Raw genomic sequence first — 18396 nt, 5'->3', positions numbered from 1 at the left:
GGAGCGTAGCGACGAAACAATCCAGGAGCGGCAGAGCTCTACGTCTTCCTGGATTGCTTCGCTGCGCTCGCAATGACGGGAAACGGTCCATGGACGTCGGCCTCTTCGATTTCGACCTGCCCGAGGAGCGCATTGCGCTGCGGCCCGTGAGCCCGCGCGATGCGGCGAAGCTGCTCGTCGTCCGCCCCGGCGCGACCGAGCCTTTCGCGGATCGCGGCATCCGCGACCTCGTCGAACTGCTCCAGCCGGGCGACGCGCTGGTGCTGAACGACACCCGCGTCATCCCGTCCCGGCTCTGGGGTCGGCGCCATCGCGGCGAGGCCTCGGCCCGCATCGAGGTCATGCTGCACAAGCGCGCGGCGGGTGATCGCTGGCGCGCTTTCGCCCGTCCGGCCAAGAAGCTCGCCATCGGCGAGACGATCGTCTTCGACAGCGACGGCGCCGGCAATGCCTGCGAACTCGCCCGCTTGCAGGCCGAGGTCGAGGACAAGGGCGAGGGCGGCGATATCGGCCTGCGCTTCTCGCTGAGCGGCCCCTATCTCGACGAGGCGATCGCCCGGCTCGGCGAATTGCCGCTGCCGCCCTATATCGCCGGCAAGCGCGCGACCGATCAGGCCGATGCCCGCGACTACCAGACCACCTATGCCCGCGAGGAGGGCGCCGTCGCCGCGCCGACCGCAGGCCTGCATTTCACGCCGGAGCTGTTCGCGGCGCTGAGGCAGCGCGGCGTCTCCAGCCATTTCGTCACACTGCATGTCGGCGCCGGCACCTTCCTGCCGGTCAAGGCGCAGGACACGGACGAACACCGCATGCACGCCGAATGGGGCACGGTCAGCGCCCCGACGGCCGACGCGCTCAATGCGGTTCACGCCGCCGGCGGCCGCATCGTTGCAGTCGGCACGACTTCGCTGCGCCTGCTCGAAAGCGCGACGGCTGAGGACGGCATCATCAAGCCGTTCTCGGGCGACACCGCGATCTTCATCACACCAGGCTATCGCTTCCGCGCCGTCGACCTGCTGATGACCAATTTCCACCTGCCGCGTTCGACGCTGTTCATGCTGGTCAGCGCCTTCAGCGGGCTCGATGTGATGAAACGCGCCTATGCCCACGCCATCGCCGAGGGTTATCGCTTCTATTCCTATGGCGATGGCAGCCTGCTGTTCCGGGCCGACGCTGGAGCCTGAGCGCTGCTTCGCCGGACGCGGCGGCACTGTGCCTCTGCCATTCCTTGGACAGCCCGATCAAGCATGGCCTTCGGGCGGCGCGCTCATCGGGATCGGCTTGATCACGTCGATCAGCACGCCGCTCGGATCGGCGGTGATGAAGTGGCGCTGGCCGAACCATTCGTCACGCAGGTCCTGGAGGATCGGCAAGCCGGCGGCCCTGAGGCGTGCATGTTCGGCATCGACATCGTCGACCTCGAAATTCAGGATCAGCCCCGAAACGCGTCCGCGGCCGGGGAGGGGGATGGTCTCATGGCTGCCGTCCAGCACCGCCAGCGTCACCCGCTCGTCCACCGTCGACTGCAGATGGACGTACCAGTCGGCCTCGAACAGCGCCTCGAAACCGAAATGCGCGATATAGAAGGCGGCGGTCTGCGCGACCTTCTCGGTCATGATCACCGGGTAATAGCTGGTGACTTTCATGGGCTTGCCTGCCTTTCATCATAAACATACAATCTGCATGTTTCAGTGAATTAACATACAGGCTGCACGTATGCAATGGGCGACGCGCCGATCCAACAAGGACCGCTCCGAAGCGACCCGCGCCGCGCTGATCGCGGCGGGGCGCAAGCTCTTCGTCAGCCGCGGCTATGCCGAGACCGGCACGCCGGAGCTCGTCGCCGAGGCGGGCGTGACGCGCGGCGCGCTCTACCATCACTTCGCCGACAAGCGGGCGCTGTTCCGGGCCGTGGTCGAAGCGGAGTCGGCGGCGGTCGCGCATGAGATCGAGAGCGCGGCCCGGCCTGGCCTGGCGCCGCTGAAGGCGCTCAGCAAGGGCGGTGCGGCCTTTCTGGAGGCGATGCAGGTCCCGGGCCGGACCCAATTGCTGCTGATCGATGCTGCCGCCGTGCTCGGCCGTGAGGAACTCGACGCCATCGACGCGCGCCATGGCGGGCGGACCCTGCGCGAAGGGCTCGCGGCGGCGATGCAGGCCGGTGCGTTGCGGGAGTTGCCGCTGGCACCGACTTCCCAGCTGCTCGGCGCGGCTTACGACCGCGCTGCGCTCGCCATTGCCGGTGGTGCCGACTCCGGCGAATGGCGGAAGCTGATCGATACCGTGCTCGCTGGCCTGGCGGCTCCGGTGCTTCCGCAGCAATAAGCCGGCGCTGACGGCTCTGTGCGGCCGTTCCGGCTCGCATTCTGCCGGCAAAGGTGCTACCCGGCAGGCGAAATCAGTTTCGAGGCGTCATGTCCGATATTTTCCGCGAGATCGACGAGGAGGTTCGCCGCGACAAGGCGAGCGCCATCCTCAAGAAATATGGCAATGTCTTCATCGCCATCGCCGTGCTGGCGGTCGCCGGCGTCGGCGGCTGGCAGTTCTGGCAGCAGCAGGAGCGCAAGAAGGCCGAGGCCGTCGGCGCCAGGTTCGAAGCGGCGGTGCGCGCCTCGCGCGACAATGACGCCACGACCGCCGAGGCGACGCTGACCGAGCTCGCCGCCAATGCGCCCGCCGGCTATCGCCAGCTCTCGCGTTTCCGCCTCGCAGCCGAGGTCGGCAAGCGCGATGCGACCGCGGGCGCGGCCGCCTTCGACGCCCTCGCCAACGACGCTTCGCTCGACCAGTATTATCGCGATCTCGCCCGCCTACGCGCCGGCCTGCTGCGCGTCGACCTCGTTCCTTACGCCGAACTGCGCAAGGAACTCGAGCCGCTGGCGACGCCGACCGGGCTCTGGCGCCATTCGGCCCGCGAATTCCTCGGCATTTCAGCGCTCAAAGCCAATCTCTTCGAGGATGCCGGGCGCTGGTTCGACGCCGTCGTCGCCGACCCGCAGTCGCCGCAGGTGCTGCGCCAGCGCGTCGAGCTCTATCTGACGCTGGTGCGCGGCGGGCCCGTCACCATCAAGAACTGACATCGGGGCCGTCGCAGTCGACGGACTCGCCAAAGCAAAAGCATCGGATTCGCTCCGGAAAGTGGAGGGCCACTTTTCGGCGCGGGTCCGATGCTGCATTAAAGACGGATCATGAGCGCTATCATCGCCATCGTCGGCCGGCCCAATGTCGGCAAGTCGACCCTGTTCAACCGGCTCGTCGGCAAGAAGCTGGCACTGGTAGACGACCAGCCCGGCGTCACGCGCGACCGCCGCGAGGGAGAGGCCAGCCTCGGCCATCTCAACTTCACCGTGATCGATACCGCAGGCCTCGAGGAGGCCGAGAAGGATTCGCTCGCGGGCCGCATGCGCGCCCAGACCGAAACCGCGATCGAGCAGGCCGACGTCATCCTGTTCATGATCGACGCCCGGCTCGGCCTGACGCCGATGGACCAGCCTTTTGCCGACCTGGTGCGCCGTTCAGGCAAGCCCGTGATCCTCCTCGCCAACAAGGCCGAGGGGAACAAGGGCAAGGACGGGGTCATGGAGGCCTATTCGCTCGGCCTGGGCGATCCCGTGCCGTTCTCGGCCGAGCATGGCGAGGGCACGGCCGATCTGCTGGAGGCCCTGGCACCTTACATTTCCGACGAGCCGGAGGAAGACGAAGAAGAAGCCTGGGCCGATGCGCCTGCCGCGGTTGCGGACGATGAGGATGTCGACCCCAACCGGCCGCTGCGCGTCACCATCATCGGCCGCCCCAATGCCGGCAAGTCGACCCTGGTCAACCGGATGATCGGCGAGGAGCGCCTGCTGACCGGTCCCGAGGCCGGCATCACGCGCGACACCATCTCGGTCGAATGGGAGTGGCGCGGCCGGCCGGTGAAGCTGTTCGACACCGCCGGCATGCGCAAGCGCGCCCGTATCGACGAGAAGCTGGAGAAGCTCGCCGTGGCGGATTCGCTGCGCGCCATCCGCTTCGCCGAGGTGGTCGTGGTGCTGCTCGACGCAACCATCCCCTTCGAGAAGCAGGACCTTGCGCTGGCCGACCTGACCGAGCGCGAGGGCCGTGCGGTCGTCATCGGCCTGAACAAATGGGACCTCGTCGCCGACAAGCAGGGCCTGCTCGCCGAGCTCAAGGAGAAGGCGCACCATCTGCTGGCGCAGATCCGCGGCGTCGAGATCGTGCCGCTCTCCGGCATCGCCGGCGAGGGCATCGACCGGCTGATGCAGGCGGTCTTCCGCGCCTATGACGTCTGGAACCGCCGCGTCTCGACGGCGAGGATCAATCGCTGGCTCGAAGGCGTGCTCTCGGCCCATCCGCCGCCGGCCGTCGCTGGTCGCCGCATCAAGATTCGCTACATGACGCAGGCCAAGGCGCGTCCGCCGACCTTCGCGCTGTTCGGCAACCAGCTCGAGCATCTGCCGGTGTCGTATCTGCGCTATCTGACCAACAATCTGCGCGAGGCCTTCGAGCTGCCGGGAACGCCTGTGCGGCTCCATACCCGCGGCGGCAACAACCCGTACGACAAGGCAAAGGGCTGATGCTCGAGACCGTCAGCGCGCTCTTCCTGCGCGCCGACGGGCGGGTGCTGCTGGCCCTGCGCGCCTCCTGGAAGCGCGCCTGGGCGGACCACTGGGATGCGATCGGCGGCCGGGTTGAGCAGGACGAGGCGCTGGATGCCGCGCTTGTCCGCGAATGCCGAGAGGAGGTTGGGCTGACGCCAACGACCTACCGGTTGATGCTCTCCGCCGAGGAACGTTTCCCCGCGCGCAACGGCGCGGCCCTGCACCATATCTACGTCGTCTCGGGCTGGGACGGCGGCGAGGCGGAGAACCTCACCGACGAGCATGTCCGGATCGGCTGGTTTTCGCTCGACGAGATGGCGGCGCTGCCGAATTTAACGGTTCCGGACCTGATCGCGGTGGTGCGGGAGTATGCGGCTGTAAGGTAGAGCTGCATCATGCTCGCGCCGCTTCCCGTCCCCCCTTGCCGGAGGAGGTCGCTTGAGGCGCCGGGAGATCCGCCGTCGCTCAGCGCTGTGCCGGAGTCTGGCCTGAAGACGTCAGCGCGCGTGCTTGGGCCTCGTCCGAGCGCGCCCCGTCCGGATCGCCTGCCGCACGTCTGGCCGCAGCGCGGAAGCTGAAATTCTCGCCGGCGTTCGGCGCCAGGCGAATGGCTTCATCGAAATCGGCGATGGCTTTGGCAAATCGACCCTGGTCGAGATGGGTCAGGCCGCGAACGGATCGGGCCTTCTCGGACGTGGGCGCAAGGGCGACGGCTCGATCGAGATCGGCAAGAGCCCTGTCTGGCTGTTTGAGCCAGGCCTGGATCGATGCGCGCGTGACAAAGAAGTCCGCCTGCGACGGGTCGAGGCGGATGGCGGCATCGAGATCGCGTAGCGCGAGCTTGAGGTTTCGCGCATACAGCAGATGGGCCTTCCCGCGCTTGGAGAATGCAATGGCCACCGTCGGCTCGAGGGCGATGGCCCGGTCGTAATCGGCGAGCGCCCGGGTGTAAGCGTCGCCTGTCCCCGGCGCCAGAAGATCTGCGCGATCGAGGAGAGCGGCAGCGAGCTCGCGGCCCGTGAGCCTCCCGCTGTCGATCAGCCGCGTGCAGGCTGCGACAGCGTTATCGTGACGCGTGATGATCTCCTGCGCATCGGCCGGGGGGCCGGCCAACGACAACGCGCCGCCCGAGCGACAGGTTCGGCGCAGTTCCTCGGCCAGAGCGGGATCGGGGCTGATGCGAGTGCTGTCCGCTACGGCGTGCCCCGCCGTCATCACGACGATCGATAAACCGAAAGCGGCGAGGGCGGGCAGCGGCGAGAGAGCGCGTTGCAGCATTTGTCCTGGTGCTCGCCTCGTTCAGCCGATTGTCAGGGCATGCTTACGCCGGCATTTGCGGCGTCAGGACCTTGCCCTGCGGGAAGTCGAAGATCTTGCCGGTCTCGCTCCAGCCCGGCGCGGCGATTTCGACCAGATGCGGCGCCAGATCTTCAGGCGTCTTCAGCGTCATCGGATCCTCACCCGGCATCGCCTGGGCCCGCATGCGGGTCCGCAGAGGGCCCGGGTTGACCAGCATGACCCGCAGATTGGTGCTCCGGGTCTCGTCGGCGTAGCTGCGCGCCATCGCCTCGAGCGCCGCCTTGGAGACCGCATAGGGTCCCCAGTAGGCCAGACCCTTATGCGCCGCGCCGGACGACAGGAAGATCGCGCGGCCGGATTCGGAGGCCTTCAGCGCCGGCTCGACCGATTTCAGCAGCCGCCAATTGGCGCTGACATTGATGTCGAAGACCTCGGACCATTCCTTGGGGCTGACATGGGTCAGTGGCGCCAGCGGGCCGAGGATGCCGGCATTGGCGAGCAGGATGTCGAGCCGGCCCCAGCGTTCCAGCAGGGCAGGGCCCAACTTTTCGATCGCGGCGGCGTCGGCGAGGTCGACCGGCACCAAAGTCGCGCTACCGCCGATCGCCCGGACCTCGTCGTCGAGCTCTTCCAGCGCGCCCGTGGTGCGCGCCAGGGCGATGACGTGGGCGCCGGCCTCGGCGTAGGCGAGAGAAGCGGCGCGGCCGATGCCGCGCGACGCACCGGTGACGAGCGCGATGCGCCCTTCCAGAGGCTTGCTCATTGAAGTCCCATCGAAAGGCTCAGCCGGCGGCCAGCAGCGACATCTCTTGCTTGGCGCTCTCGCCGACGACATCGGTCAGCGAGGTCGGGTATTCGCCGGTGAAGCAATGGTCGGTGAATTGCGGCCGGGCCGGGTCGCGCCGCTCATGGCCCATCGCCTTGTAGAGCCCGTCGACCGAGATGAAGGCGAGCGAATCGGCGCCGACGAACTGGCGCATCTCCTCGAGCGTATGCGTCGCGGCGAGCAGCTTCGCCTGGTCGGGCGTGTCGATGCCGTAATAGTCGGGATGGGTGATTGGCGGCGAGGAGATGCGGAAATGCACCTCGCGCGCTCCGGCCTCGCGCATCATCTTGACGATCTTCAGCGAGGTGGTGCCGCGCACGATTGAATCGTCCACCAGCACGATGCGCTTGCCCTCGACCACGCTGCGATTGGCCGAATGCTTCAGGCGCACGCCGAGCTCGCGCACCTTCTGCGTCGGCTCGATGAAGGTGCGGCCGACATAGTGGTTGCGGATGATGCCGAGCTCGAACGGAATGCCGCTCGCCTGGGCATAGCCGAGTGCCGCCGGCACGCCGGAATCCGGCACCGGCACGATTACGTCGGCCTCGGTCGGGGCTTCCAGCGCGAGCTGTGCGCCCATCGCCTTGCGCCGCTCATAGATGCTGCGGCCCTTAACGATCGAATCCGGCCGGGCGAAGTAGATGTATTCGAAGACGCAAGGCCGCTCCGGCACGGGCGGGAAGGGCTTGTGGCTCTCGATGCCCTGCTCGGAGATGACGACGACCTCGCCATTCTCGATCTCGCGGACGAACTTGGCGCCGATGATGTCGAGCGCGCAGGTCTCGGAGGTCAGGATCGGGCAGCCGTTCAGTTCGCCGAGCACGAGCGGGCGGATGCCGAGCGGATCGCGCGCGCCGACCAGTTTCTTGTTGGTGATGCCGACGAAGGCGTAGGCGCCCTCGATCTGGCGCAGCGCATCGATGAAGCGCTCGATGAATTTCGGCTTGCGGCTGCGGGCGACGAGGTGGAGCACGACCTCGGTGTCCGAAGTCGACTGGTAGATCGCGCCGTCGCGGACGAGGTTGCGCCGCAGCGTCAGGCCGTTGGTCAGGTTGCCGTTATGAGCGACCGCGAAGCCGCCGCCATGCAGTTCGGAGAACAGCGGCTGGACATTGCGTAGGATGGTCTCGCCGGTCGTCGAGTAGCGGACATGGCCGATCGCCTGCTTGCCCTTGAGCTTCTCGATCACGCTGGCGTCGGAGAAGACGTCGCCGACCAGGCCAAGCTGACGCTCGGTGTGGAAGCGCTTGCCGTCGAAGGAGACGATGCCGGTCGCCTCCTGGCCACGATGCTGCAAAGCGTGCAGGCCGAGCGCGGTCAGCGCCGCCGCGTCCTCATGCCCGAAGATGCCGAAAACGCCGCACTCCTCGCGCAGGCGATCGGCATTCGGATCGAACACGGCGTCGGCATCGTGGATCAGGCTCATCGCAGGCTCCATCGCGGCTTCGGTACGCTCTCCGTTCAGCCGGGCCGGCCTAACGGGAAGAATTTGCCAACTACTTGTTGGAGCATCGCCTCATCACAAGAACGGATGCCGTTTTTGTGATGGGACCATGCTCAGGTTCCACTCAGGGCCGGCGTTGCGCCGGCGCGGGCGTTGCGCCGGTGGTGGCCGGAGCGGTCGAATCGATCACGCGCTGCAACGCCTGCCGGTCGGTGGCGGGCGCCTGGGTACGGCGCTGCGGGTCGGCCGGGGCGGTGCCAGCGGGCGGCGTGGCGCCCGGAGTCCGCGGTTCTTCGGCCGGCGCTTCGGTCGGCTCGGCCTGCTTCGGCTGCAGCAGCTTCTTGACGAACTCGGAATCGATATCCTGCGGCAGCATTGTCAGCAGGCTGCGGCCGGTTTCCTCCAGCAGTGGCTTCGAGCGCGAATCGCGCGCCCAGGCCGGCTGCATCTTCTCCGGCACCAGCGCGGTGAAGAAGAGATAGCCGACGACCGCGAGCAGCAGGCCGCGGGCGGCGCCGAAGACGAAGCCGAGCGTGCGGTCGAGCGCGCCGATGCGCGAATCGAGCACGAAATCCGAGATCCGGGCCGTGATCAGCGAAACGACGATCAGCGTGCCGAGGAAGAGCGCCGCGATCACCGCGACCAGCGCGACGGTCTTGTTGGGAATGTATTGCTGCGCCAGCGGCAGCAGCTGCGGATGGAAAATCCAGGCGACGACGGCCGCCGCCGCCCAGGAGGCGATCGCCAGCACTTCACGCGTCAAACCGCGCACGGCTGCGAGCAAAGCCGAGATCAACACCACGCCGATGACGACGAGATCGAGAATGGTCACAGGCATGTCAGGGCCGCTTCGCTGCAAAATCGGGGCCGGCGCGCGTCAAACTGGTGGGCCGGGCGGGTTTTGCTATACAAGCTCGCGTGCCGCGCGTCACCCATGCAGTCGGCTCATTTTGCACCGCGGCGAGGAGCTGTTGCAGCAATCTCCGCTACGAGTTCGCCGACATGGCTGAGGCGCCGCAATCTCAAGCCGTTGCCATCGCCGATATCGGCTCCTGCAGCGGGCAGGACAGCGCTCTCGAAACCCAGCTTTGCGGCCTCGCGCAGCCGCGCCGCCGCGACGGAGACAGGCCGGATCGCGCCTGAGAGGGCGATCTCGCCGAAATGCACCGCGCCCGAGGGCAGGACCGCGCCGGTGAGCGAGGAGACAAGCGCCGCGGCGACGGCAAGGTCCGCCGCCGGCTCTCCGACGCGCAGGCCGCCGGCGACGTTGAGATAGACGTCGTGCTGGCCGAGCTTTAAGCCCCCATGCGTCTCGAGCACCGCCAGCACCATGGCGAGGCGGCTGTTCTCCCAGCCGACTACGGCGCGGCGCGGCGTGCCGAGCGCGCTCGGGGCGACCAGCGCCTGGATTTCGACCAGGACCGGCCGCGTGCCCTCGATGCTGGCGAGCACGGCGGCGCCCGGCGCATCCTGGTCGCGCCCGGCGAGGAACAGGGCGGAGGGATTGCCGACTTCGGAGAGCCCGGCGCCGGTCATCTCGAAGACGCCGATCTCGTCGGTCGCGCCGAAGCGGTTCTTCTGGCCGCGCAGGATGCGGAAGGAATGCGTGCCTTCGCCTTCGAAGGATAGCACGGCGTCGACCATGTGCTCGACGACGCGCGGCCCGGCGATCTGGCCGTCCTTGGTGACATGGCCGACCAGGATCAGGCAGGCCCCGGAGGTCTTGGCATAGCGGATCAGCGCCTGCGCGGAGCCGCGCACCTGCGTTACCGTGCCGGGCGCGCTCTCGACCTCGGAGGACCACATGGTCTGGATCGAATCGATCACCACCAGGGCAGGGCGCTCGCCCTGGCCAAGCGTGGCGATGATGTCCTCGATATTGGTCTCGGCGGCGAGGTCGACCGGCGCCTCGGCGAGGCCCATGCGCTGGGCTCTGAGGCGGACCTGGCTGGTCGATTCCTCGCCGGAGACATAGACGACGCGCCGGCCGGTCATCGCCATGGCGGCGCAGGCCTGCATCAGCAAGGTCGACTTGCCGATGCCGGGATCGCCACCGATCAGCAGGACCGAGCCCGGCACGAAACCGCCGCCGGTGACACGATCGAGCTCGCCGATGCCCGAGACGATGCGCGGCGCATCCTGCGTCTCGCCCTTTAGGCTCTCCAGCGCGAAGATGCGGCCGCGAGCCCGCCCGCCAGAGGGCACGCGGCCACCACCGGGGACCGGCGCGGCCTGCGCCTCTTCCGACAGCGACGACCAGGTGCCGCAGGAATCGCATTTGCCCTGCCAGCGGTGGTAGACCGCGCCGCAGGCCTGGCAGATGTAAGTCGGGCCGCGCTTGGCCATTACAGCCCGACATAGCGCCGCGCATGGCGGCGGCCGAGGTTGGTCAGGATCTCGTAGCCGATCGTCTTGGCGCCGGCACCAACCGCTTCGAGGTCGAGCTCGCCGCCGATCAGCGTCACCGGCGCGCCGCGCCTGACCGCCTCGGGCGGGGCTTCGGACACGTCGACGATGATCAGGTCCATCGAGACCGTGCCGACGAAGGGACAGCGCACGCCGCCGACCAGCGCCGAGCCGCCTTGCGAGCGATCGGTCCAGCTCGCATTGCGCGGATAGCCGTCGGCATAGCCCAGGCAGATGGTCGCGAGCTTGCGCCGGTCCTTCGCCGTCCAGGTGCCGTTATAGCCGACCTGCGTCCCGGCCTCGACCTCGCGTAACTGAATAATCTGCGCTTCGAGGCCAATGACCCGCCGCATCGGGTTCAGCTTTCCGGGCGTCGGATTGCCGCCATAGAGGGCGTATCCCGGCCGGGTGAGCTGGTAGGACGGGCAGCCCGGCAGGAAATGGCCGGAGGAGTTCAGCAAGGACGCCGGCACGCCGGGAAACGCTGCGGCGATCTCAGCGAAAGCCGAGATCTGCCGGGCATTGGCGGGGTCGTCGACCACCTCCGAGGCGGCGAAATGGCTCATCACCAGCCCGATGCCGGCGGCGGCGATGACACCGCTCTTCTCGCGCGCAAGATCGAGCCCTTCGCCGGGCCAGAGCCCGAGCCGATTCATCGCCGTATCGAGGTGCAGCGCTGCCGGCCTGACCCTGGCGCCGCTCTGCCGCAAGCCCGCCCATTCGAGCAGTTCCTCATGCGAGCCCAGCACCGGCGAGAGATCGTGCTCGGCGTAAGCGCCGCCCGTCTCCGGGGCGAGGCCGTTGAGCACGTAGATCGTCGCGTCGGGGGCGACGGCGCGGGCCCGAATTGCTTCCGAGAGATGCGCGACGAAGAAGGTTTTGCAGCCGGCCTTGGTCAGCGCGGTGACCGCCGGCTCGATGCCGATGCCGTAGGCATTGGCCTTGACCACGGCGGCCGCCTCCGTTCCGGCCCGCTGTTCCAGCATGCGCCAATTGGCGACGAGCGCGCCAAGGTCGATCGTCAGAACGCCGCCATGGCCGGCATTCTCGGGCGTGTCGAAGGCGCTCATTCGAGGCGTTCCGGCAGATGGGTTTCGTCGGCGCGGTCGGAGAAGCGCGTCACGTCGGCATCGAACTGCAGGGCGACGGTCCCGGTCGGGCCGTGGCGCTGCTTGCCGATGATGAGCTCGGCCAACCCATGGGCGGCCTCCATCTCCATCACCCATTTGTTGTGCTCGTCGGTGCCCGGGCGGGGCTCCTTGGCCTTGAGATAGTACTCTTCGCGGTAGACGAACATCACCACGTCGGCGTCCTGCTCGATCGAGCCGGATTCGCGCAGGTCCGAGAGCTGCGGGCGCTTGTCGTCGCGGTTCTCGACCTGGCGCGAGAGCTGGGACAGCGCGATGATCGGGACGTTGAGCTCCTTGGCCAGCGCCTTCAGGCTCGTGGTGATCTCGGTCAGCTCCTGCACGCGGTTCTCGCCCTTCTTCGACGAACCGGAGAGCAGCTGGAGGTAGTCGATGAACAGGACGTCGAGCCCTTTCTGGCGCTGCAGCCTTCGGGCGCGGGCGACCAACTGGGCGATCGAGATGCCGCCTGTCTGGTCGATATAGAGCGGCAGCTTCTCGATCTGGGCGGCGACGTCGGTCAACCGGGCGAAATCCGCCTCGGTGATGCGGCCCTGCCTGATCTTGTAGGAGGAGATGCCCGACTGCTCGGCGACGATACGGGTGGCGAGCTGGTCGGCCGACATTTCCAGCGAGAAGAAGCCGACGATGGCGCCGTCGACCGACTTGATCGAGCCGTCCTCCTGGCGCTCGCCGCGCCAGGCCTTGGCCATGTTGAAGGCGATGTTGGTGGCCAGCGAGGTCTTGCCCATGGCCGGGCGGCCGGCGAGCACGATCAGGTCGGAGCGTTGCAGGCCGCCCATGCGCGCATCGAGATCGCGCAGGCCCGAGGCGATGCCGGAGAGGCCGCCGGCGCGCTGGAAGGCGCTCGCAGCCATGTCGATGGCCAGCCGCAACGCTCCGTCGAATTTCTGGAAGCCGCCCTCGTAGCGGCCCTTCTCGGCGAGTGCGTAGAGCTTGCGCTCGGCGTCCTCGATCTGCTCGCGCGGCGCCATCTCGACCGGCGCGTCATAGGCGACGTTCACCAGTTCCTCGCCGACGCCGATCAGCTGGCGGCGGATGGCGAGGTCGTAGACGGTGCGTCCGTAGTCGGCGGCGTTGATGACGGTGGTCGCCTCGGCCGCGAGCCGGGCGAGATATTGCGGCGCGGTGATGCCGCCGAGATCGATTTCCCCGACGAAGGTCTTGAGCGTGATCGGCGTCGCGATCTTGCCCGCCCGGATCATGCTGCTCATCAGCTCGAAGATGCGCCGGTGCAGTTCCTCGAAGAAGTGCTCGGGCTGCAGGAAGTCCGAGACCCGGTAGAAGGCGTCGTTGTTGACCAGGATGGCGCCCAGCAGCGCCTGCTCCGCCTCGATGTTATGAGGCTGGACGCGGAAGTTCACCTCCTGGTTGGTCTCGAGGCGGGCGACGAGTGCGGTGGCGCTGGACATGGCTCTGGATAGGTCAATGCCGCGGAGTCATGAACATGAACAAAGTAGGAACATGTCTATTACTGCCAACTCTGCACGCTGTCCACAGCGCATGAAAAAGGGCGCCGTGTTGCCACGGCGCCCATTGACTCGTGCAAGCCTCTGAAAGGGCTCAGCGGTCGTCGTCGCCGGCCTCTGCCAGCGCCGCACCGACCTCGAGGCCGAGATCGTCGAGGTCGAACTCCTCGCGGGCGGTGACGTTCTCGCCGGCGGCCTGGCGCTCGGCTTCCTCGGCGGAGCGGGCGACGTTCACGGTCACGGTGACCGAGACTTCAGGGTGCAGCACGACCGGGACGGTGTGCAGGCCGAGGGTCTTGATCGGAGTGTTGAGCGTGACCTGGTTGCGGTCGACCGTGAAGCCGGCAGCGCTCAGCGCCTCGGCGATGTCGCGGGTCGAGACCGAACCGTACAGCACGCCGGACTCGCCCGACTGGCGCAGGATCACGACCGACTGGCCGTTCAGGCTCTCGGCGACCGAGTCGGCCTCGCGCTTCAGCTCGAGATTGCGGGTCTCGAGCTGGGCGCGCTGGGTCTCGAAGCGCTTCTTGTTCTCTTCGGTGGCGCGCAGGGCCTTGCCACGGGCGAGCAGAAAATTACGGGCATAGCCGTCGCGGACGCGGACGGTCTCACCCATCTGGCCGAGCTTGGCGACGCGTTCGAGCAGGATCACTTCCATGGGTCTTCTCCTTCGAGTTTACGAATAGACGTTGGGTTCAGGCAGCGGGCGACGCCGGCGGCTTGCGCCGGCGAAGGTCGATCAGCGCGTCGGCGATGCCGAGCAGCGCGAGGAATGGGAAAATGGTGATCAGCATGATCACCAGCGCGAGGTAGAGCGCAAACAGGCTCGGCGCTCGCCAGGCTTTGCCACGGCTGAGATCGTGCACGGCGGCAAGCCCCGAGAGGCCGAAGGCGGCGATCAGCGCGCCGGAGAGAGCCGCGCCGGCAAGGCCGACGAAACCGCCGGCAAGGCTCAGCAGAATGCCGCCGATGAGGCCGGCCACGGCCATCGGCGGCAGGTGGGTCGAGGGAATGAAAGGCCAGGGCCGCGGTAGTCGGCCGGAGAGCTGGACCGCCTTGGCCGCAAGCCAGAGATTGGCGACGATCATCGGCACGAAGGAGGCGCCGGCGGCAGCGGGCACCAGCGCGGCGAGCCGGGCAGCGAGCTCGCCGGCGTCGACGCCGGCCGGCAGGCGCACCACCGGGCCGATGCCCTGGCCGCCCGTCAGCACGAGCTGCAGGCCATGCGTCATCACGCGGTGATAGGTCTCGAAATCGGTCGAGATCGCGAGCGCGCCGCCGATTGTCACGAGGGTCGCGACGGTGGCGATCCAGACCAGCAGGCGCCCGAGCGGGTACCATTCGCTGTTGCCCTGGCCGTCGCCGCGGGCGAGCAAAGCAAGATAGGCGATCCACCAGGCCGGGAGGGCAGCACCGATGGCAAAGGCGAGCCCGAGCGAGAGCTTGAGCACGACGGTGACGGCGAGCGTGCCGGCGGCGACCGCCACCAGCCCGGCGCGGTGGTTCCAACCGAGGGCGGCGATTAGGACCGGGAGCGGGGCGACATAGGACAGCAGCAGAGCCAGCGGCGATCCGGTGATCACCACTGTGAACAGAAGGGCTGAGACCAGCCCGGCGCCGATGCCGACGATGGGAAGCATATCCGTCCTGCTGTCCCGCTGCTCGAAAAGGGCAGGGTGAGAGGCTGTGGCCTCAACATACCAGACGGGTTTTCACCGCCTGGCGACTAAAGTTCACGTGAAATCGAAAACCCGGCGGCGCTGGGCGCCGCCGGGGAACTCCTCACCCGCTCAGCGGATGACGTAGGGCAGCAGGCCGAGGAAGCGGGCGCGCTTGATCGCCTGGGCGAGCTCGCGCTGCTTCTTGGCCGAAACGGCCGTGATGCGCGACGGCACGATCTTGCCGCGCTCGGAGATGTAGCGCGAGAGCAGGCGCACATCCTTGTAGTCGATCTTCGGCGCGCCCTCGCCCGAGAACGGGCAGGACTTGCGACGGCGGAAGAAGGGGCGGCGGGCGCCGGCGGATGCAGTCGACATGCTCAGGCCTCCCCAGCGGTCTCGGTGGTGGTCGCTTCGTCTTCACGACGCGGGCGCTCGCGGCGCGGGCCGCGATCGAAGCGGTCGCCGCCGCCTGGGCCACGGTCGAAGCGATCGCTACGCTCGTCGCGGTCGCGCTTCTGCAGCATGACCGACTGACCTTCCTCGAGTTCCTCGACGCGGATGGTCATGAAGCGCAGCACGTCCTCGTTGATGCGCATCTGGCGCTCCATCTCGGCGACGGCCGCCGCGGGAGCGTTGATGTTCAGCAGCGAGTAATGCGCCTTGCGGTTCTTCTTGATGCGATAGCCCAGCGACTTCACGCCCCAGTACTCGACCTTGGGGACGGATCCGCCATTCGCCTCGACGATGCCCTTGAACTGCTCGACAAGGGCCTCGACCTGCTGCGCGCTGACGTCTTGCCGCGCGAGCAGAACGTGCTCGTACAATGCCATGATTGGCCTTTCTTCGTTCACCGGTTTCGTTCGACGCGGAGCCCTCCGAGCCCTGGATAAAGGCCCGACAGGATTTCTTCGAAGGCGGAGACACGGGACGGCGGCCCTTCGATGAGGAGCCTACGAAACGCTTCCTTGCGGGAATTGCCTCGCCGTCCGTTCAGCCTCCGGCCGAACAAACCGAGGCGGTCGTTACAGTGGGACGGTGGATCATGCAAGCCGAAAACATCGGGAAATACCGGTAAAGCTCCACTTTCGTCGCATAACCGCCTTGACTTGGCCGGCTGCACGGTGCGAGTGCGCGCCAACTTGTTAACCAAGCATCGTTTTTCAGGACCATTGCGGCATGACGACGGCTTTCATCTTTCCAGGGCAGGGTTCGCAGGCGGTCGGCATGGGCAAGGCGCTCGCCGAAGCCTTTCCGGTGGCGCGCGCCGTCTTCGACGAAGTCGATGCCGCGCTCTCGCAGAATCTCTCCACCTTGATGTGGGAAGGTCCGGGCGAGGAGCTCACCCTGACCGCCAACGCCCAGCCGGCGCTGATGGCGGTGAGCCTCGCCGCGATCCGCGTGCTCGAGGCCGAGGCCGGCCTCTCGCTGAAGAACGACGCCGCCTTCGTCGCCGGCCATTCGCTCGGCGAATATTCGGCGCTGGCTGCGGCCGGCACCTTTTCGATCGGCGATGCGGCTCGCTTGCTGCGAATCCGCGGCGACGCCATGCAGAAGGCGGTGCCGGCCGGGGCGGGCGCCATGGCGGCGCTGCTCGGCGTCGAGCTCGACCAGGCCCGTGCGATCGCGGCCGATGCTGCGCAGGGGGAGGTCTGCCAGGCGGCCAATGACAATGGCGGCGGGCAGGTCGTGCTCTCCGGCGCCAAGGCGGCGGTCGAGCGGGCGATCGCGCTCGCTGGCGAGCGTGGCGTGCGCCGCGCCATGCTGCTGCCGGTCTCCGCGCCCTTCCATTGCGCCCTGATGCAGCCGGCGGCCGAAGCCATGCAGGCGGCGCTCACCGAGGTCGCGATGCAGGCGCCGGTCGTGCCGGTGATGGCGAATGTCGGCGCCGCGCCGCTCAGCGATCCCGCCGCCATCCGCGCCTCGCTGGTGGCACAGGTCACCGGCACCGTACGCTGGCGCGAATGCGTCGAGGCGATGGCGGCGGCGAACGTGACCCAGTTCTATGAGGTCGGCTCGGGCAAGGTGCTCGCCGGCCTGGTCAAGCGCATCGCGGCAGGAACTGCGGCAGCGTCGATCGGCTCGCCCGACGACGTCGCGGCTTACAAGGCCCAGAAGGGCTGACCGGCACCAAAGCCGGGGACAAGGGAGGCATCATGCTCGATCTGACGGGAAAGAAGGCGCTGGTCACCGGCGCCACTGGTGGCCTCGGCGGCGCGATCGCGCGCCGGCTTCATGCCCAGGGTGCGACCGTTGCCTTGTCCGGCACGCGTGTCGAGGCGCTCGAGGCGCTGGCGAACGAGCTTGGCGAGCGGGCCGAGGTTACGCCTTGCGATCTGTCGAATCGCGAGTCGGTCGAGGCGCTGGTGCCGGCGGCCGAAGCGAAGCTCGGCGGGCTCGACATCCTCGTCAACAATGCCGGCGTGACCCGTGACAACCTCTTCATGCGTCTCAAGGACGAGGACTGGGACCTCGTCCTTGCCGTCAATCTGACCGCCGCCTTCCGGCTTTCGCGCGCGGCGGTGAAGAGCATGATGCGCCGGCGTTATGGCCGCATCGTCTCGATCGGCTCCGTCGTCGGCACCAGCGGTAATCCGGGGCAGGGCAATTACGCCGCCTCCAAGGCCGGGCTGATCGGCATGTCGAAGTCGCTGGCCGCGGAAGTGGCGAGCCGCAACATCACCGTCAACGTCGTCGCGCCCGGCTTCATCGAGTCGCCGATGACCGATGTGCTGAACGACAAGCAGCGCGAGGGCATTCTCGCCGACGTGCCGATGGGCCGTCTCGGGCAGGGAGCGGATGTCGCCGCCGCCGTGGCCTATCTCGCCAGCGAAGAGGCCGGTTACGTGACCGGGCAGACCCTGCATGTCAACGGCGGAATGACAATGATCTAAGACGGTTAGCTGGATTCTTTGATATGCCTGGAGGTTTGAGCTGCGCTCTCGCCAGCCCATTACGAGTGTGTTAATGACCCAGCCGGCCAAGCGCCGATCGGTGTCTGGAGCCGGATCCGATCAGGCTGAATCAGCCTGATCGGTGAATCCGTCTCCGCTCTCCTGTTGGAGAACGCGGGATCCGATCAGATTGGGTTGCAATCTGATCGGCGCGTGCTCTTGGGACTTGACGCCGGCCCGGTTGTTGCGTTTGTGCAGCCATGAACTCCCGGCGTGGTCCGCCGCCAGGCGAAGGATCCGGGCCGGGAAATCAGTTTTCACCCACGCGTCGCATTCAGCGGTGTGTTTTCGAGGTTTGAGGGAAAGACCCATGAGCGATGTCGCCGAGCGCGTGAAGAAGATCGTGATCGAGCACCTCGGCGTTGAGCCGGAGAAGGTTGTCGAGGGCGCCAATTTCATCGAAGACCTCGGCGCGGACAGCCTCGACACGGTCGAGTTGGTCATGGCGTTCGAGGAAGAATTCGGCGTCGAGATTCCGGACGACGCGGCCGAGACGATCGTGACCGTCGGCGACGCGGTCAAGTTCCTGTCGAAGTCGGCCTGACAAGGCCTTGGCCCCGGCGCGCTGGAGTCGCTCCAACGCGCCGGAGCTGA

20 protein-coding genes are annotated in these 18396 nt (G+C 67.4%); 8 read left to right on the top strand and 12 right to left on the bottom strand.

Features of this window, described 5'->3' with window-relative positions; all coding sequences use genetic code 11:
• Window positions 1-89 precede the first annotated feature (89 nt).
• Window positions 90-1184, top strand: coding sequence for a tRNA preQ1(34) S-adenosylmethionine ribosyltransferase-isomerase QueA (gene queA, locus ACFPOB_RS02215; protein WP_377795571.1), 1095 nt, complete (start codon window positions 90-92; stop codon window positions 1182-1184).
• A gap of 57 nt (window positions 1185-1241) precedes the next feature.
• Here the strand turns inward: queA and ACFPOB_RS02210 are convergent, their stop codons facing one another.
• Window positions 1242-1646 carry a VOC family protein gene (locus tag ACFPOB_RS02210; RefSeq protein ID WP_377795570.1) on the bottom strand — a complete coding sequence of 135 codons (405 nt, stop codon included), beginning with the start codon at window positions 1644-1646 and terminating at the stop codon, window positions 1242-1244.
• Between the two features lie 70 nt (window positions 1647-1716).
• Between ACFPOB_RS02210 and ACFPOB_RS02205 the strand changes: the two genes are divergently transcribed.
• The 4 genes from ACFPOB_RS02205 to ACFPOB_RS02190 all read left to right on the top strand — a co-directional run bounded on the left by ACFPOB_RS02205 (window position 1717) and on the right by ACFPOB_RS02190 (window position 4984).
• Window positions 1717-2322 (top strand): TetR/AcrR family transcriptional regulator, encoded by a 606-nt coding sequence (locus ACFPOB_RS02205; protein ID WP_377795568.1) that lies wholly within the window; start codon window positions 1717-1719, stop codon window positions 2320-2322.
• Window positions 2323-2411: 89 nt separating this feature from the next.
• Window positions 2412-3074: a tetratricopeptide repeat protein gene (locus ACFPOB_RS02200; RefSeq protein ID WP_377795566.1), complete on the top strand. Its 663-nt coding sequence runs from the start codon at window positions 2412-2414 to the stop codon at window positions 3072-3074.
• A gap of 111 nt (window positions 3075-3185) precedes the next feature.
• On the top strand, window positions 3186-4574 hold the full coding sequence (gene der, locus ACFPOB_RS02195) for a ribosome biogenesis GTPase Der (protein ID WP_377795564.1): 1389 nt from the start codon (window positions 3186-3188) through the stop codon (window positions 4572-4574).
• Window positions 4574-4984: an NUDIX hydrolase gene (locus tag ACFPOB_RS02190; RefSeq protein WP_377795563.1), complete on the top strand. Its 411-nt coding sequence runs from the start codon at window positions 4574-4576 to the stop codon at window positions 4982-4984. Before der ends, ACFPOB_RS02190 begins: the two co-directional genes overlap by 1 nt.
• A gap of 79 nt (window positions 4985-5063) precedes the next feature.
• Here ACFPOB_RS02190 and ACFPOB_RS02185 read toward each other — a convergent pair whose 3' ends face one another.
• From ACFPOB_RS02185 to rpsF, 11 genes are all read right to left on the bottom strand, one after another.
• A complete protein-coding gene (locus tag ACFPOB_RS02185; RefSeq protein ID WP_377795561.1) occupies window positions 5064-5876 on the bottom strand; it encodes a tetratricopeptide repeat protein in 813 nt (270 codons plus the stop codon).
• Window positions 5877-5919: 43 nt separating this feature from the next.
• On the bottom strand, window positions 5920-6660 hold the full coding sequence (locus tag ACFPOB_RS02180) for an SDR family NAD(P)-dependent oxidoreductase (protein ID WP_377795559.1): 741 nt from the start codon (window positions 6658-6660) through the stop codon (window positions 5920-5922).
• Between the two features lie 19 nt (window positions 6661-6679).
• The gene (gene purF, locus ACFPOB_RS02175) at window positions 6680-8149 is read right to left on the bottom strand and encodes an amidophosphoribosyltransferase (RefSeq protein ID WP_377795557.1); all 1470 of its coding nucleotides are present in this window, start codon (window positions 8147-8149) and stop codon (window positions 6680-6682) included.
• Window positions 8150-8291: 142 nt separating this feature from the next.
• Window positions 8292-9005: a CvpA family protein gene (locus ACFPOB_RS02170; RefSeq protein ID WP_092154203.1), complete on the bottom strand. Its 714-nt coding sequence runs from the start codon at window positions 9003-9005 to the stop codon at window positions 8292-8294.
• Window positions 9006-9112: 107 nt separating this feature from the next.
• Window positions 9113-10513: a DNA repair protein RadA gene (radA, locus tag ACFPOB_RS02165; RefSeq protein ID WP_377795555.1), complete on the bottom strand. Its 1401-nt coding sequence runs from the start codon at window positions 10511-10513 to the stop codon at window positions 9113-9115.
• Window positions 10513-11643, bottom strand: coding sequence for an alanine racemase (alr, locus tag ACFPOB_RS02160; protein ID WP_377795554.1), 1131 nt, complete (start codon window positions 11641-11643; stop codon window positions 10513-10515). The genes radA and alr overlap by 1 nt, the downstream gene beginning before the upstream one ends.
• On the bottom strand, window positions 11640-13133 hold the full coding sequence (locus ACFPOB_RS02155; protein ID WP_377795552.1) for a replicative DNA helicase: 1494 nt from the start codon (window positions 13131-13133) through the stop codon (window positions 11640-11642). Before ACFPOB_RS02155 ends, alr begins: the two co-directional genes overlap by 4 nt.
• Window positions 13134-13284: 151 nt before the next feature.
• Window positions 13285-13848, bottom strand: coding sequence for a 50S ribosomal protein L9 (gene rplI / locus ACFPOB_RS02150; RefSeq protein WP_377795550.1), 564 nt, complete (start codon window positions 13846-13848; stop codon window positions 13285-13287).
• Between the two features lie 37 nt (window positions 13849-13885).
• Window positions 13886-14830 carry a DUF2232 domain-containing protein gene (locus ACFPOB_RS02145; RefSeq protein ID WP_377795549.1) on the bottom strand — a complete coding sequence of 315 codons (945 nt, stop codon included), beginning with the start codon at window positions 14828-14830 and terminating at the stop codon, window positions 13886-13888.
• A 150-nt stretch (window positions 14831-14980) separates the two neighbouring features.
• Entirely contained in the window at window positions 14981-15226 is a 246-nt protein-coding gene (gene rpsR, locus ACFPOB_RS02140) for a 30S ribosomal protein S18 (protein ID WP_038367644.1), read from the bottom strand.
• Window positions 15227-15228: 2 nt separating this feature from the next.
• On the bottom strand, window positions 15229-15681 hold the full coding sequence (gene rpsF / locus ACFPOB_RS02135; RefSeq protein WP_377795547.1) for a 30S ribosomal protein S6: 453 nt from the start codon (window positions 15679-15681) through the stop codon (window positions 15229-15231).
• Window positions 15682-16027: 346 nt separating this feature from the next.
• Here rpsF and fabD point away from each other — a divergent pair, with 346 nt between their 5' ends.
• The 3 genes from fabD to ACFPOB_RS02120 all read left to right on the top strand — a co-directional run bounded on the left by fabD (window position 16028) and on the right by ACFPOB_RS02120 (window position 18346).
• Entirely contained in the window at window positions 16028-16972 is a 945-nt protein-coding gene (gene fabD / locus ACFPOB_RS02130) for an ACP S-malonyltransferase (RefSeq protein ID WP_377795545.1), read from the top strand.
• Window positions 16973-17004: 32 nt separating this feature from the next.
• Entirely contained in the window at window positions 17005-17742 is a 738-nt protein-coding gene (fabG, locus tag ACFPOB_RS02125; RefSeq protein WP_377795543.1) for a 3-oxoacyl-[acyl-carrier-protein] reductase, read from the top strand.
• 370 nt (window positions 17743-18112) lie between these two features.
• Complete coding sequence (locus ACFPOB_RS02120) at window positions 18113-18346, top strand: acyl carrier protein (RefSeq protein ID WP_043236751.1); 234 nt, start codon at window positions 18113-18115, stop codon at window positions 18344-18346.
• Window positions 18347-18396: the final 50 nt, after the last annotated feature.

This window comes from Allobosea eneae (assembly GCF_042657265.1).
Classification (GTDB): Bacteria; Pseudomonadota; Alphaproteobacteria; order Rhizobiales; family Beijerinckiaceae; genus Allobosea; species Allobosea eneae.
This window is presented reverse-complemented; position numbering and strand designations above follow the sequence as displayed.